This is a genomic window from Pseudonocardia sp. GCM10023141, assembly GCF_042653605.1.
The window spans coordinates 169,873-191,407 of the sequence record NZ_JBHSIR010000043.1; the positions used below are offsets into that span (position 1 = coordinate 169,873).

Annotated in this window: 24 protein-coding genes; 11 read left to right on the forward strand and 13 right to left on the reverse strand. The window is 70.0% G+C overall.

Translation table 11 applies throughout. From position 1 onward, the window contains the following. Nucleotides 1-50: 50 nt before the first annotated feature. Nucleotides 51-437: a hypothetical protein gene (locus ACFPFQ_RS25925; protein ID WP_379623223.1), complete on the reverse strand. Its 387-nt coding sequence runs from the start codon at nucleotides 435-437 to the stop codon at nucleotides 51-53. Nucleotides 438-1,248: 811 nt separating this feature from the next. Between ACFPFQ_RS25925 and ACFPFQ_RS25930 the strand changes: the two genes are divergently transcribed. Beyond that, a complete protein-coding gene (locus ACFPFQ_RS25930; RefSeq protein ID WP_379623225.1) occupies nucleotides 1,249-2,499 on the forward strand; it encodes an AI-2E family transporter in 1,251 nt (416 codons plus the stop codon). A 41-nt stretch (nucleotides 2,500-2,540) separates the two neighbouring features. Here ACFPFQ_RS25930 and ACFPFQ_RS25935 read toward each other — a convergent pair whose 3' ends face one another. Continuing rightward, the gene (locus ACFPFQ_RS25935) at nucleotides 2,541-3,404 is read right to left on the reverse strand and encodes an aldo/keto reductase (RefSeq protein WP_379623227.1); all 864 of its coding nucleotides are present in this window, start codon (nucleotides 3,402-3,404) and stop codon (nucleotides 2,541-2,543) included. A 174-nt stretch (nucleotides 3,405-3,578) separates the two neighbouring features. Between ACFPFQ_RS25935 and ACFPFQ_RS25940 the strand changes: the two genes are divergently transcribed. The 4 genes from ACFPFQ_RS25940 (at nucleotide 3,579) to ACFPFQ_RS25955 (ending at nucleotide 6,329) form a co-directional block, all read left to right on the forward strand. Beyond that, nucleotides 3,579-4,388, forward strand: coding sequence for a CoA transferase subunit A (locus ACFPFQ_RS25940; RefSeq protein WP_379623229.1), 810 nt, complete (start codon nucleotides 3,579-3,581; stop codon nucleotides 4,386-4,388). Next, complete coding sequence (locus ACFPFQ_RS25945; RefSeq protein ID WP_379623231.1) at nucleotides 4,385-5,155, forward strand: CoA-transferase subunit beta; 771 nt, start codon at nucleotides 4,385-4,387, stop codon at nucleotides 5,153-5,155. The genes ACFPFQ_RS25940 and ACFPFQ_RS25945 overlap by 4 nt, the downstream gene beginning before the upstream one ends. Continuing rightward, on the forward strand, nucleotides 5,152-5,919 hold the full coding sequence (gene pcaD / locus ACFPFQ_RS25950) for a 3-oxoadipate enol-lactonase (protein ID WP_379623233.1): 768 nt from the start codon (nucleotides 5,152-5,154) through the stop codon (nucleotides 5,917-5,919). The genes ACFPFQ_RS25945 and pcaD overlap by 4 nt, the downstream gene beginning before the upstream one ends. 125 nt (nucleotides 5,920-6,044) lie before the next feature. Further along, nucleotides 6,045-6,329 (forward strand): DUF3040 domain-containing protein, encoded by a 285-nt coding sequence (locus ACFPFQ_RS25955; RefSeq protein WP_379623235.1) that lies wholly within the window; start codon nucleotides 6,045-6,047, stop codon nucleotides 6,327-6,329. 67 nt (nucleotides 6,330-6,396) lie between these two features. Here ACFPFQ_RS25955 and ACFPFQ_RS25960 read toward each other — a convergent pair whose 3' ends face one another. From ACFPFQ_RS25960 to rpsF, 7 genes are all read right to left on the reverse strand, one after another. Continuing rightward, nucleotides 6,397-6,822 (reverse strand): hypothetical protein, encoded by a 426-nt coding sequence (locus tag ACFPFQ_RS25960; RefSeq protein ID WP_379623237.1) that lies wholly within the window; start codon nucleotides 6,820-6,822, stop codon nucleotides 6,397-6,399. Next, nucleotides 6,812-7,237 carry a cupredoxin domain-containing protein gene (locus tag ACFPFQ_RS25965; protein ID WP_379623239.1) on the reverse strand — a complete coding sequence of 142 codons (426 nt, stop codon included), beginning with the start codon at nucleotides 7,235-7,237 and terminating at the stop codon, nucleotides 6,812-6,814. The genes ACFPFQ_RS25960 and ACFPFQ_RS25965 overlap by 11 nt, the downstream gene beginning before the upstream one ends. A gap of 141 nt (nucleotides 7,238-7,378) precedes the next feature. Further along, a complete protein-coding gene (gene dnaB, locus ACFPFQ_RS25970) occupies nucleotides 7,379-8,785 on the reverse strand; it encodes a replicative DNA helicase (protein ID WP_379623241.1) in 1,407 nt (468 codons plus the stop codon). Nucleotides 8,786-9,315: 530 nt separating this feature from the next. Beyond that, entirely contained in the window at nucleotides 9,316-9,765 is a 450-nt protein-coding gene (gene rplI / locus ACFPFQ_RS25975; RefSeq protein WP_379623243.1) for a 50S ribosomal protein L9, read from the reverse strand. Between the two features lie 14 nt (nucleotides 9,766-9,779). Continuing rightward, nucleotides 9,780-10,016: a 30S ribosomal protein S18 gene (gene rpsR, locus ACFPFQ_RS25980; protein ID WP_094923024.1), complete on the reverse strand. Its 237-nt coding sequence runs from the start codon at nucleotides 10,014-10,016 to the stop codon at nucleotides 9,780-9,782. Between the two features lie 60 nt (nucleotides 10,017-10,076). Then, a complete protein-coding gene (locus ACFPFQ_RS25985) occupies nucleotides 10,077-10,613 on the reverse strand; it encodes a single-stranded DNA-binding protein (protein ID WP_379623245.1) in 537 nt (178 codons plus the stop codon). Nucleotides 10,614-10,623: 10 nt separating this feature from the next. Beyond that, the gene (gene rpsF, locus ACFPFQ_RS25990) at nucleotides 10,624-10,944 is read right to left on the reverse strand and encodes a 30S ribosomal protein S6 (protein WP_379623247.1); all 321 of its coding nucleotides are present in this window, start codon (nucleotides 10,942-10,944) and stop codon (nucleotides 10,624-10,626) included. Between the two features lie 342 nt (nucleotides 10,945-11,286). Here rpsF and ACFPFQ_RS25995 point away from each other — a divergent pair, with 342 nt between their 5' ends. Both ACFPFQ_RS25995 and ACFPFQ_RS26000 read left to right on the forward strand, forming a co-directional pair. Further along, a complete protein-coding gene (locus tag ACFPFQ_RS25995) occupies nucleotides 11,287-12,057 on the forward strand; it encodes a deoxyribonuclease IV (RefSeq protein ID WP_379623249.1) in 771 nt (256 codons plus the stop codon). A 13-nt stretch (nucleotides 12,058-12,070) separates the two neighbouring features. Beyond that, nucleotides 12,071-13,456, forward strand: a complete 1,386-nt coding sequence (locus tag ACFPFQ_RS26000) for a glycosyltransferase family 87 protein (protein ID WP_379623251.1) — start codon at nucleotides 12,071-12,073, stop codon at nucleotides 13,454-13,456. Here the strand turns inward: ACFPFQ_RS26000 and ACFPFQ_RS26005 are convergent. After that, nucleotides 13,453-14,052: an NUDIX hydrolase gene (locus tag ACFPFQ_RS26005; protein ID WP_379623253.1), complete on the reverse strand. Its 600-nt coding sequence runs from the start codon at nucleotides 14,050-14,052 to the stop codon at nucleotides 13,453-13,455. The two genes, ACFPFQ_RS26000 and ACFPFQ_RS26005, sit on opposite strands and share 4 nt — an antisense overlap. 42 nt (nucleotides 14,053-14,094) lie before the next feature. Between ACFPFQ_RS26005 and ACFPFQ_RS26010 the strand changes: the two genes are divergently transcribed. Beyond that, nucleotides 14,095-14,496, forward strand: coding sequence for a DUF3052 domain-containing protein (locus ACFPFQ_RS26010; RefSeq protein WP_379623255.1), 402 nt, complete (start codon nucleotides 14,095-14,097; stop codon nucleotides 14,494-14,496). Here the strand turns inward: ACFPFQ_RS26010 and ACFPFQ_RS26015 are convergent. From ACFPFQ_RS26015 to ACFPFQ_RS26025, 3 genes are all read right to left on the reverse strand, one after another. After that, entirely contained in the window at nucleotides 14,459-15,985 is a 1,527-nt protein-coding gene (locus tag ACFPFQ_RS26015) for a glycosyltransferase family 87 protein (protein ID WP_379623257.1), read from the reverse strand. The two genes, ACFPFQ_RS26010 and ACFPFQ_RS26015, sit on opposite strands and share 38 nt — an antisense overlap. A gap of 35 nt (nucleotides 15,986-16,020) precedes the next feature. Continuing rightward, nucleotides 16,021-18,210 (reverse strand): transglycosylase domain-containing protein, encoded by a 2,190-nt coding sequence (locus ACFPFQ_RS26020; RefSeq protein ID WP_379623259.1) that lies wholly within the window; start codon nucleotides 18,208-18,210, stop codon nucleotides 16,021-16,023. Between the two features lie 295 nt (nucleotides 18,211-18,505). Then, the gene (locus tag ACFPFQ_RS26025; RefSeq protein ID WP_379623261.1) at nucleotides 18,506-18,946 is read right to left on the reverse strand and encodes a DUF5318 domain-containing protein; all 441 of its coding nucleotides are present in this window, start codon (nucleotides 18,944-18,946) and stop codon (nucleotides 18,506-18,508) included. Nucleotides 18,947-19,098: 152 nt separating this feature from the next. Here ACFPFQ_RS26025 and ACFPFQ_RS26030 point away from each other — a divergent pair, with 152 nt between their 5' ends. The 3 genes from ACFPFQ_RS26030 to ACFPFQ_RS26040 all read left to right on the forward strand — a co-directional run bounded on the left by ACFPFQ_RS26030 (nucleotide 19,099) and on the right by ACFPFQ_RS26040 (nucleotide 21,363). Then, complete coding sequence (locus ACFPFQ_RS26030; RefSeq protein ID WP_379623263.1) at nucleotides 19,099-19,719, forward strand: PadR family transcriptional regulator; 621 nt, start codon at nucleotides 19,099-19,101, stop codon at nucleotides 19,717-19,719. A 30-nt stretch (nucleotides 19,720-19,749) separates the two neighbouring features. After that, nucleotides 19,750-20,829: an inositol-3-phosphate synthase gene (locus tag ACFPFQ_RS26035; RefSeq protein ID WP_379623265.1), complete on the forward strand. Its 1,080-nt coding sequence runs from the start codon at nucleotides 19,750-19,752 to the stop codon at nucleotides 20,827-20,829. A 96-nt stretch (nucleotides 20,830-20,925) separates the two neighbouring features. Beyond that, nucleotides 20,926-21,363: a hypothetical protein gene (locus tag ACFPFQ_RS26040; protein ID WP_379623267.1), complete on the forward strand. Its 438-nt coding sequence runs from the start codon at nucleotides 20,926-20,928 to the stop codon at nucleotides 21,361-21,363. Nucleotides 21,364-21,535: the final 172 nt, after the last annotated feature.

Below are 21,535 nucleotides of genomic sequence, written 5' to 3' on the forward strand. Positions count from 1 at the left end.
GCGGCCGGTCCTCGACGGTCGCCGCACCCCACAACGGCACTATGCGCCGTTCATCGCCACGGCAGGTTCGCGACACGCTCACGTGTGCGGTGATGGCGCCCGGGTGCCTCGGCGAGCGCGTGGGCGCCCGTGTCCGAGCGGCGACCGGCCCGCGGTGCCGACATCGGCCGGGAGGGTGCCGGAACCACGGCCTGGATCGGGATCGGCGCCGTCAGTGGATCCTGGCGGAACCGGTCCACCGGGTCCGCCTGCCGGGGTGCTGCCGGCTCGTGCTGCCGGCGGCGCCATCCGCCACGCGTGAGCGCATGGAAGATCGGGGTCAGCACGGCGTCCTCGTTGAAGGCATGCCGGCCGTCGGCGGGGCTGTACCCGTCTTCGTAGGCCGCGGGGGAGCGGGTGGCAGTCCACCCGCCCTGATCCATTACCAGTTCGGACACGCGTCACCTCCGTGATCGTCAGTGCACGCCGGCCATTGCTTCTCATGGCCCTATTCGGCTGGGCCGTTCGGCGCACTCTGACACCCACAACGGGGACACTCGCCCGGGGAAACGGTTTCGGAGCGACCGTTACAGCTCTTCGGGTCGATTCCGCTCGATCGGGTGGAATTCACGGACACTCCCACTCTTTCGAGTATTCGATCAGTGCTTGCCGCAGTCGCCCGGCCCGGATCAGGGCCGCGACCCACGCATCCATGCCTGCCCACGACGTCGGACCGGGCCGCCGACGGCCCGGCGCCCACGCGCGGGGCCGGCACACCGAACTGCCCCGGGGCCCCGACTGCCCGACCGAAAGGGCGCCAGTGACGGGGCCGCCGGCCCTCGACGGACCGTGAACCGGATCCACCGCTTCGCCTGAAGAATGCCCATCGCCGAACCGCCGACCTGGGACGATGACAGAATCCGATGGGCCCGATCGCCGGCCGGCCGGAAATCGGGCCGCCTGTCCGGCCTCGCGTTCGGGATCGCCTGCGGCGCGGCGGGGAGTGTCGACTCCGCGAACCTGTCACGATCACCGCAGTGCCGGTTCGACACGATGTCCATATCTGTAGTCGGACTCGACCCGTTCGATCCATCAGAACCTCAGATGGCCGTCAATCACATGGGTGTAATTCAACAATCTGTGACGAGAACCATGCATCGTTAGGCCACCCGCGGTATCGCGCAGGGCCGTTCGGTTCGGCCCGCTCCAGCGACACCGGACACGGTTCGCCGCCCCGCCGATCGCCCCGGGCCGCGTAGCCTTCGGCCCGTGAACGATCATCCCGTGGACGAGCCCGCGGCCGCCGCCGGTCATTCGGAGGCGCTGGATCCCGCTGCGCCGCCGCAGTCGCACATCCCGACGACCCTGCGCGTGACGGCGGAGATCTGCTGGCGGCTGCTGATCATCGCGGCGGCGGTGGCGCTGCTCCTGTTCCTCGTGGCCGAGCTCCGGATCGTGATCATCCCCGTGGCGATCGCCGTGCTGCTCTCAGCGCTGCTGTCACCGGCCGTGTACTGGTTGGTCGCCAGGAGGGTGCCGCGCGGCCCCGCCACCGCACTGGTGCTCGTGGGTGGCCTCGCACTGGTCGGCGGGCTGCTGTCGTTCGTGATCAACACGTTCATCGTCGGCTTCCCCGCGTTGCAGGAGCAGCTGACCGCGAGCCTGTCGTCGATCCAGACGTTGCTCACGCAGCCACCGTTCAACCTGGCGAGCAACTGGTTCCAGGACCTGCCCGACCAGCTCGCGAAGGCGATCAGTTCCAACACCGGCGCGTTCACCTCCGGGGCACTGACCACCGCGGCGACGGTCACCGAGGTGCTGGCCGGCATGCTGCTGGTGCTGTTCTCACTGATCTTCTTCCTCTACGACGGCCCGCGGGTCTGGCTGTTCCTCATGCGAGCGGTCCCCCAGCGCCGCCGCGACCGGGTCAACGTGGCCGGCAAGCGCGCGTTCGCCTCGCTGGTGGGCTACGTGCGGGCCACCGTGCTCGTGGCGATCGTCGACGCCGTCGGCATCGGGCTGGGCCTGGCGATCGTGGGCGTGCCACTGGTGGTCCCGCTGGCGGCACTCGTGTTTCTCGGCGCGTTCATCCCCACCGTCGGTGCCGTGCTGACCGGTGCGATCGCGGTGCTGATCGCGCTGGTGGCCAACGGTCCGGTGGCGGCACTCGTGATCCTCATCGTGGTGATCGCCGTGCAGCAGCTGGAGGGCCACGTGCTGCAGCCGTTGCTGCTCGGCCGGGCCGTGCGGCTGCACGCGCTGGCCGTGGTGCTCTCGGTGGCCGCGGGCGTGGTCATCGCCGGCATCGTCGGGGCGCTGGTGGCCGTGCCGCTGCTCGCCGTGCTCAACACGGCCATCCGCTCGCTCACCGCGGCGACGGAGGAGCAGCCCGACCAGGTCAACTCCGTGAACCCGCGACACTCCCGGCAGACGATCGACCGGCTCACCGACAACGAGCCCGGCTGGTTCGCCCGGCAGTGGCGCCGGCTCACCGGCCAGCGGCTGAACCTGGAGGAGTGAACAGCCGGTCGGACCCGCTATCGATCAGACAGCGTTGTCGGTCAGACAGCGGCGTCGAGCTCCGCGACCGCGTCCAGGTCGAGCTCGACGCCGGCCGCGGCGCAGTTCTCGTCGAGGTGCTCGAGGCTCGAGGTACCGGGGATCGGCAGCATCACCGACGAGCGCTGCAGCAGCCAGGCGAGCGACACCTGCGACGTGGTGGCGCCGAGGCGCTTGGCGACGTCGGCGACGGCGCCGCCCGGCTCGGCGAGCGCCCCCGAGGCGATCGGGGCCCACGGCAGGAACCCGATGCCCTGCTCGGTGCAGTAGCGCAGCACGGCGTCGCTGGAGCGGTCGGTGAGGTTGTAGCGGTTCTGCACCGTCACGATGTCGACGACGGCGCGCGCCTGCTCGATCTGCTCGACGCTCACCTGCGACAGCCCGGCCGCCGCGATCTTGCCCTCCTGCTGCAGCGCGGCGAGCACCCCGAACTGCTCGGCGGCCGGCACGGCCGGGTCGATGCGGTGCAGCTGGAACAGGTCGATCCGCTCGACGCCGAGGCGGCGCAGCGACAGCTCGCACTGCTGGCGCAGGTACTCGGGACGGCCGCACGGGAACCACTTGCCGGGCCCGGTGCGCAGGAAACCCGCCTTCGTCGCGACGACGATGCCGTCGTAGGGGTGCAGTGCCGCGCGGACCAGTTCCTCGGCGGACTCGGGGCCGTAGGAGTCGGCGGTGTCGAACAGGTCGACACCCAGCTCCGCTGCGCGACGCAGCACCGCGATCGCGGATTCCGGGTCGGCGGGAGGACCCCAGACCCCCGGTCCCGTGAGCTGCATGGTCCCGAAACCGAGACGGTGCACGTCACCCGTGCCGAAGGAGAAGCGGCCAGCGGCCGCGATGGGACGGGCGTCAGAAGCAGTCACTTCTCAAGGGTTGCACCGAGGCGGACCGACCCGCTGCCGATCGTGACCGGCGCCTCGCCCACCGTCGTGTGATGTGGGGATCGGTCCGCCGAACGGCAGGATCGGGCCGTTCGGCGGCGTCGCGCGGCACCCGTGCGATTGCGGGGCCCCACCGGGCGCACTAGCTTCTGCCAGGTGGCCAAGATCGGGTCGTTGCCGCAGGCTGTGGCTGAGCTCGTGCACGACGGCGACACCGTCGCGCTCGAAGGGTTCACGCACCTGATCCCGTTCGCGGCGGGGCACGAGCTCATCCGCCAGGAACTGCGCGAGCTCACCCTCGTGCGGATGACCCCGGACCTGGTCTACGACCAGCTGATCGGCGCGGGCTGCGCCGCGAAGCTCGTGTTCTCCTGGGGCGGCAACCCGGGTGTCGGTTCCCTGCACCGGATGCGCGACGCGCTCGCCACCGGCTGGCCCCACCCGCTCGAGATCGAGGAGCACAGCCACGCGGGCATGGCCAACCGCTACGTCGCGGGGGCATCCGGACTGCCCTTCGCCGTGCTGCGCGGCTACGCCGGCACCGACCTGCCGCTGCACACCGCGAGCATCTCGACCGTCACCTGCCCGTTCACGGGCGAGCAGCTCGCGGCCGTCTCCGCGCTCAACCCCGACGTCACGATCATCCACGCGCAGCGCGCCGACCGCGCCGGCAACGTCCAGCTGTGGGGGATCACCGGGGTGCAGAAGGAGGCCGTGCTGGCCGCGCACCGCGCGATCGTCACGGTGGAGGAGGTGGTGGCCGAGCTGACCCCGGTGCCCGGCGCTGTCGTGCTGCCGACCTGGGTGATCGATGCGGTTGCCGTCGTACCCGGGGGCGCGGCGCCGTCGTACGCGCACGGCTACTACGGCCGCGACAACGCGGCCTACCGCGAATGGGACTCGATCAGCCGCGACCGCGCCACCTTCACCCGCTGGCTCAAGAACCTGCAGGGGACCCCGTCATGACCGGCCTAAGCTGGACCACCGACGAGATGATGACGATCGCCGCGGCCCGCTCGCTGCGCGACGGCCAGGCCTGCTTCGTCGGCATCGGGTTGCCGTCCACCGCGGCCAACCTGGCGCGGCGGCTGCACGCTCCGAACCTCGTGCTCATCTACGAGTCGGGCACGATCGGCACCACGCCTGATGAGCTGCCGCTCTCGATCGGTGACGGCATCCTCGCCGACTCCGCGCTCACCGTCGTGAGCGTCCCGGAGATCTTCAACTACTGGCTGCAGCCCGGGCGCATCGACATCGGCTTCCTCTCCGGTGCGCAGCTCGACCGGTTCGGCAACATCAACACCACCGTCATCGGCGAGTACGACGAGCCCGACGTCCGGCTGCCCGGATCGGGCGGTGCGCCCGAGATCGCCGCCTCCTGCCGCGAGGTGATCGTGGTGATGCGCCACCGCCTGCGCGCCTTCGTCGAACAGGTCGACTTCGTGACGTCGGTCGGGCACGGCAGCGGGCCGGGGGAGCGCTCGGCGCTCGGGCTGCGCGGCGCCGGCCCCGTTCGCGTGATCACCGACCTCGGCATGCTCGAACCGGATCCGGACACCGCCGAGCTGGTGCTCACGGCCGTGCACCACGGTGTCACCATCGAGCAGGCGCGTGCCGAGACGGGCTGGCCGCTCGACGTCGCACCGGATCTGATGATCACCGCGCCGCCGAGCGAGCGCGAACTGGAGACCCTGCGTGCGATGCGCACAGTCGGAACGGAGAAGTCCAGGTGACGGCAGTGGCTCTGCACCACGTCGACGAGGGCCCGCGGGACGCACCGGTACTGGTGCTGAGCGGCTCGCTCGGGTCCACTGTGGAGATGTGGCGGCCGCAGGTGCCGCGCCTCTCCGAGAAGTTCCGGCTGATCCGGATCGACCACCGCGGGCACGGCGGCTCGCCGAACCCCCCTGGCCCCTACCGGGTGGCCGACCTCGCGGGCGACGTGATCAGCCTCCTCGACGATCTGGGTGTCGACCGCGTCGCCTGGTGCGGCCTGTCGCTCGGCGGCATGATCGGCATGTACCTCGGCTCCGAGGCGCCGGAACGGCTCACGAGCCTGACGCTGTGCTGCACGAGCGCCCACTTCCCCGACCCCTCGTCGTGGACGGGGCGCATCGCCGCGGTGAAGAGCGGCGGCACGGGCTCGATCGCCGAAGCGGTGGTGGCGCGGTGGTTCACCCCGGACTGGGCAGCGGCGCACCCCGAGGTCGTCGCCGAGGCCGTCGCGATGGTCACCGACACCCCCGACGACGGCTACATCGCGTGCTGCGAAGCGCTGCGGGCGTGGGACCACCGCGACCGCCTCGCCGCCGTCGCGGTGCCGACGCTGGTGATCGCCGGCACCGGTGATCTGGCGACTCCCGTTGACCCGCACTCCGAGACGTTGGTGAAGAACATCGCCGGCTCGCGGCTGGAGGTCCTCGACGGTGCCCATCTCGCCACGGTGGAGCAGGCGGCCGCTGCCACTCGGCTGATCGGTGCACACTCGAGCATCTGAACTGTGGCGTCGCCGACCCTCACATCACAAGGGCATCCCTCTGCGCTTACTCTCCAAAGGGACGGCACTGCCCGGGTATGCGACGAGCTCGGGACAACCCACCCCTGCGCTCCCGGAGGATGCCCGTGCTCAGCGAACGTGAACGCCGGATACTGGCGCGGATCGAGCGTCATCTCGTCGAGTCCGACCCCGACCTCGCGCGGCTGTTCGCCGGACACCTGCGGGCCTACCGGTCGACGTCGATCTCCGGTGCTCACACGCTGATGCTCGTGGCCGGGCTCGTCATGCTCGTGGCCGGTAGCCTGCTCGCCGTCATCCCGATCGCCATCACGGGCATGGTCGTCTCGGTCTTCGCGCTCTTCGTCGCCCACACCCGGCCGCAGCGGCTCGGCAACGCCGGCTTCGCCTGATCGATCGCCGGGTGGGGTACCGCCGGCGGCACTCGCCGGGGTTGATAGCAACCGAGGCGGCCGGGTATCAGCGCGCCGGCGCGAGCGCTGCAGCCGCTGAGCGCCGCGCGATCACGATCAGCGCGACCAGTGCCACGGCCTCCGAGACGAGGCACGCCAGCACCGAGACGCTGCCCCACTGCTCCTGCACCCCGAACAGCCCGACCGTCAGGCTCAGCAGCAGCGCGATCAGGGAACCCAGGGTGAACAGGCCCGCGACGGCCGCGACGAGCGTCAGCCAGCGGGTTCCGGGCACCATCAGCACCACGGCGAGCACGAACCCGCCCACGGCATCGGCCAGGAAACCCGGACCGATCACCGGGATGTCGCTGAACCCGTCGAACCAGAGCCACAGGTGCACCCCGGCCATCACGACGAGCATCACCGCCGCGACCACCCGCAGGCTCCAGAGCGCCTCGCGGCCGCGGACGTTGCCACGCTGATCAGTAACCACCGGTGTCTCCTGACGACGGAGCAGGCGTCGCCGCTGCGGCGCCCACGTGGAGATGCGTCTCCATGCCCTTGGCCCGGTGGCCGTCCACCGGGCAGTACACGTCGTACTCCCCGGGCTGCACGGTGGCGGTGAGGTCTGCGGTCTGACCGGGCTGCAGCACGACGGTGCGCTGCTCGGGCACGCCGGGACCGCTCAGCGCAATGGCGTGCGTGGTCCGACCGGCGTTGACCGCGTGGAAGCGGTACGCGCCGGGCGTCAGCGTGGCCGGGTTGGGCGTGAGCTGGAAGTCGGTCATCGTGATCGTCACCGTGTCGGCCCCGGTGGCGACGGGAACCGGCGACGTGGGTGCACCGCACGCCGCCAGCCCGAACAGCGCCGCGCCGAGGAGGACGCACCCTCGTACCGCCCGGACCATGCGTGCCTCCACTGTCGCGTCGGTCGTGATGGCGACTTCTACGGTGCACACGGGCGGTGGACGGGCTGCGGGCCGGGTCGTGACCGGATCGTGATGAATCGTCACCCTGGCGCTGCACCGCCGGGCGGCGCCAGGGACGGCTCAGCCGTGGGCGAGGTCGGCGAAGCGGCTGTAGTGCAACTGGTGCGCCACCACGATGGTGTCGGTAGGCCCGTTACGGTGCTTGGCCAGGATCAGATCAGCCTCACCCGCACGCGGATCATCACGCTCGAACGCATCCGGACGATGCAACAAGATCACCATGTCGGCATCCTGCTCGATCGACCCGGACTCACGCAGATCCGACAACATCGGCCGCTTGTCGGTGCGCTGCTCCGGACCACGGTTGAGCTGAGACATCGCCACCACCGGCACCTCGAGCTCCTTGGCCAGCAACTTGATCTGACGCGAGAACTCCGACACCTCCTGCTGACGCGACTCGACCTTGCGACCCGAGGTCATCAGCTGCAGATAATCCAAAATGATCAACTTCAGGTCGTGGCGCTGCTTGAGCCGGCGCGCCTTGGCCCGGATCTCCATCAACGTCAGGTTCGGTGAGTCGTCGATGAACAACGGCGCCTCGGAGATCTCGCTCATCCGCCGCGCCATCCGCGTCCAGTCCTCATCCGACATCCGACCCGCACGCATGTCCGCCAACCGGATGCTCGCCTCCGCCGACAACAACCGCATCACGATCTCGGACTTGCTCATCTCCAACGAGAACACCGCACTGGTCAACCCGTGCTTGATCGAACACGACCGCGCGAAATCCAACCCCAGCGTGGACTTCCCCAACCCGGGCCGCGCCGCCACCACGATCATCTGCCCCGGATGCATCCCGTTGGTGACCGTGTCGAGATCAACGAAACCGGTGGGCACACCCACCGACACCCCACCCCGGGACCCGATCGCGTCGATCTCGTCCATCGTGGGCTGCAACAACTCTTCGAGGACCACGTAGTCCTCGGTGGTGGAACGATCGGTGACCTCGTAGATCGCCGCCTGCGCCCGATCCACCACATCGTTGACCTCAGCACCATCAGCACCGTGATAACCCAGCTGCACGATCCGCGTACCCGCCTCCACCAGCCGGCGCAGGATCGCCTTCTCCGACACGATCTCCGCGTAGTACGCGGCATTCGCCGCCGTGGGCACCGTCGCTATCAGCGTGTGCAGATACGGCGCCCCACCGAGACGGATCAGATCACCACGGCGCTGCAGCTCCGCCGACACCGTGACCGCATCCGCAGGCTCACCCCGACCGTAGAGATCGAGGATGCAGTCATACACCGTCTGGTGCGCCGGCCGGTAGAAGTCATCCGGGCGCAGCACCTCCACCACATCCGCGATGGCGTCCTTCGACAGCAACATGCCACCCAGTACCGACTGCTCCGCCGTCAGATCCTGCGGCGGCTGCCGATCGAACGCAGCACTGGAACCCGCGTCTGCGCCTTCGCCGGAGCGGACCGGACGCGGTCGGGCTGCCGGACGGTCGTCAGCCAGAGCCATACGTAGCGTCACCCCCACTTGCCAGTGTATCGAACAGAGGTTCGACGTGCTCGCGCCACTTCTGAGTGACGTCCCGGTGAACACCGGCCACCACCGGGTCGGCCCGATTGGCCGTGCGCGGCGACGTTAAGGCCCTGCGAGTCGGAAGTCGAACCAGCCTGTGCACGGACCTGGGGACGCCATGGGGACGGATCGGCCTCTGCCCAGGCCACACCGAGGGGGGCCCTGTGGACGGAGTGGGGACAACTCCGTCCACAGACGCGTCTCCGCAGCTCAGCGGCATGCGACCACCTGTGGACAACTTTCCTTTCGCGACACGCCGAAAGCCTCGCATCGGCGTGTCGCGCAACGCCGTCCATACGCCCGCCGGGCGCATCCTGAGTGTCACTCGGCGACGGGATCGTCACCTCTCGACGGGTCGCCTGGACGTGTCCGCGAGACACCTTCCCATGACACCTGGAACATGAACAGGGCGGAACCGGGGCCAGTGGCCCTGGTTCCGCCCTGTTCACAGTGCGTGATGGAGCGAATCAGCTCGCGACGACGTCGACAGCCAGCTCCGTGGTGACGTCGGGGTGCAGCCGGACCGTGACCGGGTGCTTGCCGACGGTCTTGATCTGACCGATGACCTCGACGGCGCGCTTGTCGAGCGGCGGGCCGCCCGCGGCACGCACGGCGTCGACGACGTCGTTGGCCGTGACCGAGCCGAACAGGCGGCCGGAGTCGCCCGCCGCCTTGGCCTTGATCGTGATCTTGAGGTTGCCGAGCTCGCCGGCGACCTCCTTGGCGTGGCCCAGGTCGCGGATCTGGCGGGCCTTCTGGGCACGCGTGATCGATGCGACCTGCTTCTCCGCACCGCGCGTGGCCACGATGGCCAGCTTGCGGGGGAGCAGGTAGTTACGGCCGTAGCCGTCCTTGACCTCGACGATGTCGCCGGGCGCGCCCAGGTTGGGCACGTCAGCGGTGAGGATGAGCTTCATGGTGTGCCTCCCCCTCAGCGTGCGGTCGAGGTGTAGGGCAGCAGTGCGACCTCGCGGGAGTTCTTGACCGCGACCGCGACGTCACGCTGGTGCTGACGGCAGTTACCCGTGACCCGACGGGCCCGGATCTTGCCGCGGTCGGAGATGAACTTCCGCAGCAGGCCGGTGTCCTTGTAGTCGATGTCCTGGGCCTTGTCCTTGCAGAATGCGCACACCTTCTTCTTCGGCTTGCGCAGAACTGGCTTGGCCATTCGGGGTACTCCTGGTTGTGCTCGGTGCCCACCGTTCCCGGCGGGAAAGGATGAGGTGGGCTAGAAGGGGGGCTCGTCGTCGACGGCCGGACCGCTGCCGGCAGGCGGGGCGGAACCCCACGGGTCGTCGGCCGGAGCGCCACCGGAGAAGCCTCCGCCGCCACCCCTGTTGCCGCCGCCACCGCCGGAACCGCCACTGCCACCGAAACCGCCGCCGCCGCCTTCGCTGCTGCGGTTGGCCTTGTTGACCTTGGCTGTGGCGTACTTCAGCGACGGGCCGACCTCGTCGACCTCGAGCTCCACGACCGTGCGCTTCTCGCCCTCACGGGTCTCGAACGACCGCTGGCGCAGCCGCCCGGACACCATGACCCGCATGCCGCGGGTGAGCGTCTCCGCCACGTTCTCGGCTGCCTGACGCCAGACGTTGCAACGCATGAAGAGCGCGTCGCCGTCCTTCCACTCACCACTGGCACGGTCGAACGTGCGCGGGGTGGCGGCCACGGTGAAGTTCGCGACCGCGGCACCGGAAGGGGTGAACCGCAGCTCCGGGTCGGCGGTGAGGTTGCCGACCACGGTGATGACAGTCTCGCCGGCCATCGCTAGCGCCTCAGCTCGCGACGGCCGCAGGCGCGGGCGCCCGCTTCGGCTCGCGGCGCAGGACCTTCGTGCGCAGCACGGACTCGTTGAGCCCGAGCTGGCGATCCAGCTCGGCAACGGTGGCCGGCTCGCACGTGACCTCGAGGACGGCGTAGATGCCCTCGGGGTTCTTCAGGATCTCGTAGGCCAGGCGGCGCTTGCCCCACACCTCGATCTTCTCGACGGTGCCACCGTCGGTCTTCACGACGTTGAGGAATGCTTCCAGGGACGGCGTCACAGTGCGCTCGTCCAGACTGGGGTCGAGGATGACCATCAGCTCGTAATGACGCATGAGAACCACTCACCTCCTATGGACTGGAACGGTCGCGGACTATCCGCGACAGGAGGTTCTCACCCAGCCCCGACAAAACCGTGCCGCCCGACGGAGCGAGCGGCGGAAGCGCAGCCCAGGTGGGCTGCGGTCGGGGCAAGAAAACACAGATTACCAGCGCGTTCGCGCCGACCCGCAGGTGGGCGGTCCGGCAGGGCGGGCACTCCTCGCACACCTTCTCCGGTCGTCGCACAGGGTCGGCGGTGTGCGACGACACGGGAACCTGTGCGACGAGCGGGGGTCCACGCGGCTCAGCCACCGGTGGGCGCGTGGGTGTCGGAGGTGGTCACTACGCTGGCGGTCATGCTCATCGGGGCCCATGTCTACGAGGACGACCCGATCGCCGCGGCCGCCGACCGCGGCGCCGACATCGTGCAGATGTTCCTCGCCGATCCACAGGGCTGGAAGAAGCCTCCGTCACACCCCCAGGCCGAGCAGTTGGTGGCCGCCGACGTCGCGGTCGTCGTGCACTCGCCCTACGTCGTCAACCTGGCGTCGCTCAACAACCGCATCCGCATCCCGTCGCGCAAGATCGTGGTGCAGCACGCGGAGGTGGCCGCCGAGGTCGGGGCCATCGGGCTCGTCGTGCACGGCGGGCACGTCACCCAGGGCGAGGACGCCGCCAAGGGCTTCGACAACTGGCGCAAGTTCGTCGAGCGGCAGCAGGACGACGGCGGTTTCGCGGTGCCGATCTTCATCGAGAACACCGCCGGCGGCGACAACGCGATGGCCCGCAGCTTCGAGTCACTGGCGCGGCTGTGGGACGCCGTGGGCGAGTTCGGCGTCGGCTTCTGCCTCGACACCTGCCACGCCTTCGCCGCGGGGGAGGACCTCGTCGACGTCGTCGACCGCGCCAGGGCCATCACGGGCCGGATCGACCTGGTGCACCTCAACAACTCGCGCGACGAGTTCGGCTCGGCCCGCGACCGGCACGCCAACGTGGCCGAGGGCACCATCGACCCCGATGCGCTGGCGGCCGTGTGCGCCGCAGCGGACGCACCGGTGGTCGTCGAGACGCCCGTCGAGGGGCAGCGGGCCGACATCGCCTTCCTCCGCGAGCGGCTGGGGTCGTGATCGGATGGCCGCCGTGACCGAGGTGGACGTGGAACGGTCGCGCACCGATCCGGCCACACCGGCGTCCCCCGGCCGCACGCGGCGGGTCACCGGCGGACTGATGCTGGGCGTGCTCGTCGTCCTCACCGGCTTCACGCTGCTGCTGGGCTACGCCAACAAGGCGCGCTGCACCGGCCCCGAGTACGACGCCGCCGGTCGCAGCACGCCCGGCTACCAGGAACGCATCAACATCGACGTCTGCTACTCCGACATCCAGTTCCTCTGGCTCGGACGCGACATCGACAAGCACGTCTTCCCGTACGTCTCCGGCTCGATCACGCCGGAGGGCCAGCTCAAGGGCGGCACGGTCGAGTACCCGGTGCTCACCGGCCTGCTGATCTGGGCGGGCGCGATCTTCGCCCACAACGACGGCGAGTACCTGTTCTACTCGGCGCTGCTGATGGCCCCCTTCGGCCTGCTCACCGGCTGGATGCTCGGCAGGCTGGCGCGCTGGCGGGCACTCGTGTGGGCGCTGGGCCCGCCGGTGGTGCTCTACGCCTTCCACAACTGGGATCTGCCGGTCGTCGCCTGCGCGGTCGCGGCGGTGTTCGCGGTGCACGGTTGGCGCACCACCCGGCCGCTGACGCAGCGCGCTGCCGTCGCCGCCGTGCTGCTGGGCATCGGGTTCGCGTTCAAGCTCTACCCCGGCGCGTTCGTGCTGCCGCTGGCGCTCTACGTGCTCACCATGTCGCGACCGGGCCGGCTCGACTGGTTCGGCGCCGCGCGGGTGGCCCTGCTCGCGGCAGCCACCGTGATCGTGGTCAACCTGCCGTTCGCCATCGTGGGTTACGAGGGCTGGCGGGCGTCGTTCACGTTCCAGGAGCTGCGCAAGGTCGACCTCACCACCAACTCCATCTGGTACTGGGGCTTCCGGCCGGAGTCCGACGAGCCGTGGTTCCAGCACCTGATGGACTGGCTCTCGCCCACGTTGGTGCTGCTCTCCTTCGCCGCGGCCGCCGGGATCGGGCTGTGGCGGTGGCGGCGCAGCGGGGTCTACCCGTGGGTCGGCGTCAGCGCCGCGATGCTGTGCGGCTTCCTGCTCCTGCACAAGGTGCACTCGCCGCAGTACACGCTGTGGCTGCTGCCGTTCTTCGTGATGATGGCCGTACCGTGGCGCTGGGTGGTGGGCTACCTGCTGGCCGACCTGGCGATGGGCATCGGCATCTTCCGCTGGTTCTACACGATCAACGTCAGCAAGGGCAGCGGCATCTGGGAGGGCTTCTCGGCGCAGGCCGTCGCACTCGGGGTGTGGGGCCGCGCGGTGCTGCTGGTGGTGCTGTTCGTGGTCTTCCTGACGGTACCCGACCGGTTCACCACGGCCACCGCGGTCGCCGAACCCGAACCCGAACCGGCCGGCTAACGCCAGGCGAAGACCGGCTGCTCCATGTGGGCCACGCGCGTGTCCCTGCCGTGCAGGACCACCTCGCGGAACTGGTGCAGCACCGCCCCGGTCGGCGCGTGCACGAACCGGCCGAACAGCGGGAGCTGGATCACCGGGGCGTCCGACTCCGGGATCGTCAGGAAGCGCGGCTCCACGTCGATCTGCGTGAGCGGAACGCGATGCAGCTCGCCCACCTCGTCGGGATTGGGCACGAGCTCGACATCGGATCCCGCCCACAGCACGACCGGTGTGATCACGTAGCCGGATCGGGTCGGGTAGTCGTCGAGCAGCCCGAGCTCGGCCTCGGGCCCGAGCCGCAGGCCGAGCTCCTCGCTCAGCTCGCGGCGCGCCGCCTCGCCCGCCGTCTCGCCGGGTTCGGCACGCCCGCCGGGCAGCGCCCACTGGCCGGGGTTGCCACGCAGGGTGGTGGCGCGGCGGGTGAGGAGGAAGACGAGCCCAGCGGGCTCGGCCACGAGCGTGATCCCGACCGCGGCCCGTTTGAGGTCCGGCCGGTCGGCCGGGCGATGCTCGAACCGGCGCAGCGCCGCGGCCACGTCCTCCCGCAAGGTGTCCACCACTCGATACTGCCCCACCGGCCGCCGCACTATGGTGCGAGTGTGACGGCCGCACACGGCTATTCGGGCACCCCGCTGCCACGCAAGCTCGGCATCACCGCCACGAGCCGGGTGCTGGTGCTCGGCGGTCCGCCGGACTTCGAGCTGGGCGCGGAGCACCACACGCGCGCCGGCCGTCCCGGCTACGAGGTGCAGTTGCTGTTCTGCCCCGACGTCGCGACGTTGTGCAGGCGCTGGCCCGCCGCCGTCACGCGCAGCACCGAGCGCGGCGCCATCTGGGTGGCCTGGCTGAAGAAGGCCTCCGGCGTGCCCACCGATCTCACCGAGAACGGGGTGCGCGACCACGCACTGCCGCTGGGCTGGGTCGACGTCAAGGTCTGCGCCGTGGACGGGATGTGGTCGGGCCTCAAGCTCGTACGGCGACGGGTGCCGCCGTCGCCGTAGCGGCCACGGGGGTGGGGGTGCCCGCCCGGCGGCGCCGCGGCCAGTCCGGATCCCGATCGGCGGCTCCCGCCAGCAACGGCCCACCGGGTACCCGGGTGCGGACCGGGTCCTCCTGCGGGCGCAGCACCGACCGCACCACGAGCACGCACAGCAGCACGACCATCGCGTCGCGCACGAGCACGGTGCCGAAGAACCACTGTGGTGGCAGCCCCTTGACGGGGCCGAGGTAGTAGAACATCCGGGGCGCCCAGACCAGCGCGTCGACCACCATCCAGGCGAGTACGAGTCGCCACCGGGGCAGCGCGAGCACCACGAGCGGCACCAGCCAGAGCGAGTACTGCGGGCTCCACACCTTGTTGAACAGCAGGAACGACGCGACGATCAGGAATGCCAGCGACGCCAGGCGCGGCGGCGCCGGCGCGTACCAGGTGAGCAGCGCGAGCCCGACGCAGCCGAGCCCGACGAGGCCGAAGCTCACGATGTTGAGGATCGCCGGAGCCTGGCCGGCGGCCAGCGGGCCGTCGAACCCCGCCCACCCGGTGAGGCCGCTGAGGATGAAGTACAGCGAGTCCGGGTCTGCCGGTCTCGACCCGTTGAGCCGGAAGAACTCCCACCACCCGGTGGTGTAGGCCACGGCGACCGGGAGGTTGATGATCGCCCATGCGCCTACCGCCGTGGCGATGGTGACCACGGCGGTGCGGACGTCACGGCGACGCAGGCCGGTGAGCAGCACCGGCAGCAGCAGGATCAGCGGGTAGAACTTGAACGCACCGCCGATGCCGATGAGCGCCCCGGCGAGCGCCGGACGGCGGCGACCCAGCGCGTACATGCCTGCGGTGGCGCAGGCGACGGCGAGCGCGTCCCAGTTCGTGAAGATGTGCACGAACGCCAGCGGCGAGAGCGCCACCAGCACCGCGTCCCACGGCCGGGCGCCGCGCATCATGCGCACCGCCCACACCACCACCAGCCAGGCCAGCGCGAGCCAGACCGCGGAGAAGTCGAAGTAGACGACGACCGGCAGGGCCGTGGGCACCGGGGCCCGCGCGGCCAGCCACTCCCAGCCGGCTGTCAGGCGCGCGTTGGCGTACTGGAAGAAGCCGGTGAGCACCGGGTACTCCATGTACCGGGCCTTGGTGGAACCGTCCTCCTGCTTCTCGTACCAGGGGTCGCGGTAGGGGACCGCACCCTGGTCGAGCCCCTCCTGGCCGTAGAGCGGGACCGTGTCGGAGTAGCACATGGCCACGTACTGGGGGCTGTTGCGCCAGTCCAGCGCCAGCACCCCGGGGTCACCCTCGGTGCGGTACTGCTGCAGGCAGGGCGACTTGGCGAGCCAGCCGAAAGCGAGCACGACGACGGCGAACAGCAGCACGACCCGCAGCGGCGTCCAGAACCGGCTGCGCCCGACCAGCGCGTGGGTGCCCAGCGGCCCGCCGACGGCCCGACTGGCGGCGACCGCCAGCGGCTCGGTCCACGTCGGGACGACGCGCACCGGTTGCGATCCGGCCCCCCGACCGGCTGCCCGGGTCACCCCCCGTTGTTCCGTGGCTGTCGGCCGTTGCCGATGTTGGGGATGGTGAACCCGTTGTTGTTGGGATCCTGGCCGTTGCCGAAGTCCCCGTTGTCCCGGTTGTCGCCGTTCTGCCCGTTGTCGCCGTTCTGCCCGGTGTTGCCGTCACCGTTCTGTGGGACGTCGGTGGGGGTGGCGGCGGGGTCGGGCGTGGGCGCGATGGCCTGTCCCATCGCGACGAACGGCGAGAACTTCTCCGGCGCCACCTTGGCGAGCGCGGCGTTCATGTACTTCTGGAAGATCGGTCCGGGCAGCGTGGACCCGTAGACGATCGCCCCGGACTTCGTCTTGATCGGCTCGTTGTTGTCGTTGCCCACCCAGACGGCCGTGGAGATCGACGGGGTGTACCCGACGGTCCACGCGTCGTTGTTCTGTCCGGCGATCCGGTTCTGGGTGGTACCGGTCTTCGCCGCCACCTGCCGGCCGCCGGAGAGCGGGAACCCGGACCGTCCGGGGATGTCGGTCATCGACTCCGTGACGTTGCGCGCCACCTGCTGGGGCACGGCCTGCGTGCCGTCGCTGTCGGCGTGCTCGTAGAGCACCCGGCCGTCGGCGGCCACGACCTTGGAGACCAGGTACGGCTGGTGGTACATGCCGTCGGCCGCGAACGTGCCGTAGGCCGACGCCATGTCGAGCGGGTGCACCTCGTCCTGCCCGAGCGCGACACCACCCTCGACGTTGGTGAGCTCGTCGGCCGGGATGCCCGCCGCGTGCGCGGCCGCGATGACCTTGGGGATGCCGCCGCCGGTGTCGTCGAGCGCCATCTTGTAGAAGACGGTGTTGACCGACTTGGTCATCGCCTCCTTGACGGTGCACTGCGGGCAGCTCTCACCGTCGGAGTTGGAGATCTTCTGACCGAGGAACGTCTGGTTGTCGGACCCGTCGTAGATCGAGCCGAGGCCGATGCCCTTGGGCCCCTGCAGCGCCGCGGAGAGCACGAACGGCTTGAACGTGGACCCGGGCTGGCGCAGGACGTCGGCGTAGTCGGTGCCCAGCCCGTCGCCGCCGTAGTAGGCCAGGATCGCGCCGGTGTTCGTGTCGACCGACACGAGCCCGGTGCGCAGCGTCTTGGGCTGCGAGTCCATCACGGCCTTGACCGCGTTGACCGCGTCGCCCTGCCGGTCGTGGCGGATGGTGGTGGTGACCGTGATGCCGGCGGTGTCGATGTCGTTCTGGCTGACACCATGCGCCTTCATCTCCTCGACGGCCCGCCGGTAGATCTTGTAGCGGTCGTCGGCCGGCACGCCCTCGTTCTCCGGCGCCGAGGGCTCCCACTTCGGGAACACCTGCGCGGCCTTCTCCTCCGGCGTGATGAAACCGGCCTCGGCCATCTCGTTGATCACGTAGTTCCAGCGGCGCTGCGTGTCGGGGAGGCTCACCGCGGGGTCCCAGACCGAAGGGCCCTGGATGATGCCGGCCAGCATCGCGCCCTCGGAGATCGACAGGTCCTTGGCGCTCTTGTGGAAGTACGCCTTCGCCGCCGACTCGATGCCGTAGGCGTTGCGTCCGAAGTAGATGGTGTTGAGGTAGTTCTCGAGGATTTCGTTCTTGTCCTGCTCGCGGGAGATCTTGACCGCGAGCACGACCTCCTTGTACTTGCGCCACAACGAGTTCTGGTCCTGACCCGTGGACACCTTGATGTACTGCTGCGTGATGGTGGACCCGCCGCCGCCGATGCCGAGCACCTGGTTGACGGCGGCCCGCACGATGCCGATCGGGTCGAAGCCCGCGTTGCTGAAGAAGGTGCGGTCCTCCGCGGCGAGCACGGCGTTCTGGACGTTCTTCGGGATGTCCTGCAGCGAGACCCGCAGCCGGTTGCCGTCGGCGGGCTGCACGGTGGCGATCGGCGGGCCGGCGTCGGCGAAGTTGAAGACGGCGACCTGGCGCGCCGCCGCGTCGTCGATCGTGGGCACCGAGAAGATCATCCAGCCGATGATGAACGCCACCACCGGGCCGAGGATGAAGAACCCGAGCACGCCGAACAGCCACGGCCGGATGCGCCGCCACCGTGTCTTGGGCGGGCGGGGCGGCCGGCCGCCACCCCCACCGCCCGCGGCGCCGTCAGCGGCCCTGCGCTCGGCCAGCGCGACGGCACCGACCCTGGCCATCGCGGCCGCGCCCGTCTCGTCGTGGGTGAGCAGCGGCATGTCGCCGGACTGGTAGGGCGCGCGGGGAGCGGGAGCCGGGGCGCCCGGCGGACGGTGGCGCTCCGGAACCGCCCGGCCGCCCTGCGGCGGGCCGGGACGAGGTGGTGGAGGTGGCTGACCCTGGGATGTCGAGTGCCGTGCCGGCTGACCACCCGGTGGCATCGGGGGGCGGGGTGGCGGGCCGGGACGGGCTCCGGGGCTCGGCGGCGGGACGGGGGGAGTACGTCCGTTCGCGTTGAACCGCGGATCGCGCTGATCGCTCACCGCTCTCCTCTACCTCTGTTGCTGGGACCGGTCACTCGGCGGCGGTCCGACGTCGGTCGGACCGGCGGCGACCGGCGGTGTTGTTCTCGGGGGTGTCGCCATCGGGCGTGTTGTCACTACCCATGACGTAGGACAGCACCAGGTGGTTCCAACTGCAGGTGCGGCAGACCTCGACCACGTACACCGAGAAGTCGCTGTAGTGGTTGGCGAGCTGCTCGATCTCCGCGGGTTTGCGGGCCGAGCCCGCCGCATGCTTCAGCTGGTCGCCGAAGATCCATGAGACGAGGGTGAGCCGTTCCTTCCGGCAGACCGGACAGGTCTGATCGCTCGGCTCGCCGTGGAAACGGGCCGCCCGGAGCAGGTACGGGCTGGCATCGCAGACCTCGACCACGCCGACCCGGCCGGAGTGGACCTCGGCGAGCAGCGCTCGGCGCTGCAACGCGTAGTCGACCACCTGCCGCTGGGTACGCACCCGGTCAGGGTACGCGGACCCCTGTTGCCCCCACGTTGAACGCCGCTCCCGCTCGCGTCCGCACCGTGATGCAGGTCTCTCCACAGCGTCCTGATGTATCGCGTCGATATAGTGGCAACGTCCATCGATGCGAGCGATCGAAGGGAGTCTCCGTGCTGGAGCTGGCGATACTCGGCCTGCTCCATGAGGCGCCCGTGCACGGCTACGAACTGCGCAAACAGCTCGGTCAGCGCCTCGGTGGCTTCCGCGTCTTCTCCTACGGCTCGCTGTACCCCGCGCTGCGCCGCCTCACGAGGGCCGGGCTCATCGTCGAGGATCCGGAGCCTCAACCCGAGCCCACACCCTGGGCGCGTCGCGGCAGGCGCGTGTACCGGATCACAGCCGATGGCAAGGAGCGCTTCGCCGAGCTGCTCACCGCGGGCGGCCCCCAGACGTGGGACGACGAGAGCTTCGGCGTGCACCTGGCGTTCTTCTCCCGCACACCCGCTGACGCGAGGATGCGGATCCTGGAGGGGCGCAGGCGTGCCGTCGAGGAGCGACGGGAAGGGCTGCGGTCCACGCTCGCGAAGGCGGGCGAACAGATCGACCGCTACACCCGCGAGCTGCAGCAGCTCGGGCTCGACACGAGTGAGCGCGAGGTGCGCTGGCTCAACGAACTGATCGCGACCGAACGTGCCGAGCAGGAGCACCTGCGCGACACCACGGCCGTTCTCGATGTGGCCGCAGGCGACGAAGCCGGCGGAGCGGGCACTACAGGCAATTCCGGAACGTGAGCACTCACCCAGCATGAGAAGGAGCCGGCCATGAGTCAGGTCCGTGTCGCCGTCGTCGGCGTCGGGAACTGCGCCGCGTCACTGGTACAAGGCGTGCACTACTACGCAGATGCCGACCCGGCCACCCGCGTCCCGGGTCTGATGCACGTGGACTTCGGTGGCTACCACGTCAGCGACATCACCTTCGTCGCAGCATTCGACGTCGATGCCAAGAAGGTGGGCCGGGATCTGTCCGAGGCCATCGGCGCGAGCGAGAACAACACGATCAAGATCGCCGACGTGCCACCGCTGGACGTCCCGGTGCTGCGCGGACACACCCTCGACGGTCTGGGGCGCTTCTACCGCGAGACGATCACCGAGTCCGACGAGGAGCCGGTCGACGTGGCGCAGGTGCTGCGCGACACCCGTGCCGACGTGCTCGTGGCCTACCTTCCCGTCGGCAGCGAGGCGGCCGACCGCTTCTACGCCCAGGCCGCGATCGACGCCGGTGTCGCGTTCGTCAACGCGCTCCCGGTGTTCATCGCCTCCGACCCGGTCTGGGCGGAGAAGTTCCGCGCGGCCGGGGTCCCGATCGTCGGTGACGACATCAAGAGCCAGGTCGGTGCCACCATCACCCACCGCGTGCTCGCCAAGCTGTTCGAGGACCGCGGTGTGCAGCTCGACCGCACGATGCAGCTCAACGTCGGCGGCAACATGGACTTCAAGAACATGAAGGAGCTCGACCGGCTGGAGTCCAAGAAGGTCTCCAAGACCCAGTCGGTCACGTCGCAGATCGACCGCGACATGGGCAAGGACAACGTCCACATCGGGCCGTCGGACTACGTGCCGTGGCTCGATGACCGCAAGTGGGCCTACGTGCGGCTCGAGGGCCGCGCGTTCGGCGACGTGCCGCTGAGCCTGGAGTACAAGCTCGAGGTGTGGGACTCGCCCAACTCGGCCGGCATCATCATCGACGCCGTGCGTGCCGCGAAGATCGCGAAGGACCGCGGCATCGGTGGCCCGATCACCTCGGCGTCGAGCTATTTCATGAAGTCACCGCCCGAGCAGTACAGCGACGACGTCGCGCGCGACGCCGTGGAGCAGTTCATCCGCGGCGAGCGGGAGCGGTAGCGACTCCCGAAGCTTCAGCTCACGCTCAGGCGGCGAGGACATCCTCGGTTGCGGGACCGGGCAGCACGCCCGGTCCCGCAACCCCAGGAGTGAACGATGACCGACCCCGACGAGCGGCCGCGCAACCCCGATGGGCCGGGTTCGCCCACGCACGAACCGGTGGCAGCCGCCGCAGACCACGATCCGGCCGACGCCCCGACGGTGCAGCACCCCGCCGCGGACGCGCCCGAAGCCGCGGCGCACACCGAGCCCGTTGCGCCGGCCGCGCCTGCGCAGGCACCCGCCGGATCGGGCGGGTTCCGCAGGTTCGTCGGGTACCGCGCGACGCAGCTCGTCGCCGTCGGGCTGCTCGGTGCGCTGCTCGGTGGCGGGGTGGTGGCCACGGTCGGCGCGCTCGGCCATCCCGACGGCCCGTCGCGCACGGGCTACGCCGGGCAGCAGGGTCCGCGTGGCGGCGACGGCGGCTTCCGGCACCCCGGTCAGCTGCCCCCGGGATTCGGTGGCCCCGGCAGCAATCGCGGTCCCGGCACCTGAGGTTTCATTCCACCATTCGGACCACACCATTCCTGGCCGGTTTACTTCGGATCTGCAACCTTTTCGTAGGTTCCACCTCCTTCCACAACGGAAGCTCTTTCACTCGGTCGAGCCAGCCGTGCGGACGGTCAGGTGGAGACTGCGGTGCAGGTCACGGCCACACGCGTCCGAT

Bases quoted from the DNA above. Each gene is read 5' to 3' on its own strand.
- ACFPFQ_RS25945 (WP_379623231.1), top strand. From the start codon at position 4,385: ATGACCGGCCTAAGCTGGACCACCGACGAGATGATGACGATCGCCGCG.
- ACFPFQ_RS25965 (WP_379623239.1), bottom strand. From the start codon at position 7,237: ATGGTCCGGGCGGTACGAGGGTGCGTCCTCCTCGGCGCGGCGCTGTTC.
- dnaB (WP_379623241.1), bottom strand. From the start codon at position 8,785: ATGGCTCTGGCTGACGACCGTCCGGCAGCCCGACCGCGTCCGGTCCGC.
- rplI (WP_379623243.1), bottom strand. From the start codon at position 9,765: ATGAAGCTCATCCTCACCGCTGACGTGCCCAACCTGGGCGCGCCCGGC.
- rpsR (WP_094923024.1), bottom strand. From the start codon at position 10,016: ATGGCCAAGCCAGTTCTGCGCAAGCCGAAGAAGAAGGTGTGCGCATTC.
- ACFPFQ_RS25985 (WP_379623245.1), bottom strand. From the start codon at position 10,613: ATGGCCGGCGAGACTGTCATCACCGTGGTCGGCAACCTCACCGCCGAC.
- rpsF (WP_379623247.1), bottom strand. From the start codon at position 10,944: ATGCGTCATTACGAGCTGATGGTCATCCTCGACCCCAGTCTGGACGAG.
- ACFPFQ_RS25995 (WP_379623249.1), top strand. From the start codon at position 11,287: ATGCTCATCGGGGCCCATGTCTACGAGGACGACCCGATCGCCGCGGCC.
- ACFPFQ_RS26020 (WP_379623259.1), bottom strand. From the start codon at position 18,210: ATGCCGCTGCTCACCCACGACGAGACGGGCGCGGCCGCGATGGCCAGG.
- ACFPFQ_RS26035 (WP_379623265.1), top strand. From the start codon at position 19,750: ATGAGTCAGGTCCGTGTCGCCGTCGTCGGCGTCGGGAACTGCGCCGCG.
- ACFPFQ_RS26040 (WP_379623267.1), top strand. From the start codon at position 20,926: ATGACCGACCCCGACGAGCGGCCGCGCAACCCCGATGGGCCGGGTTCG.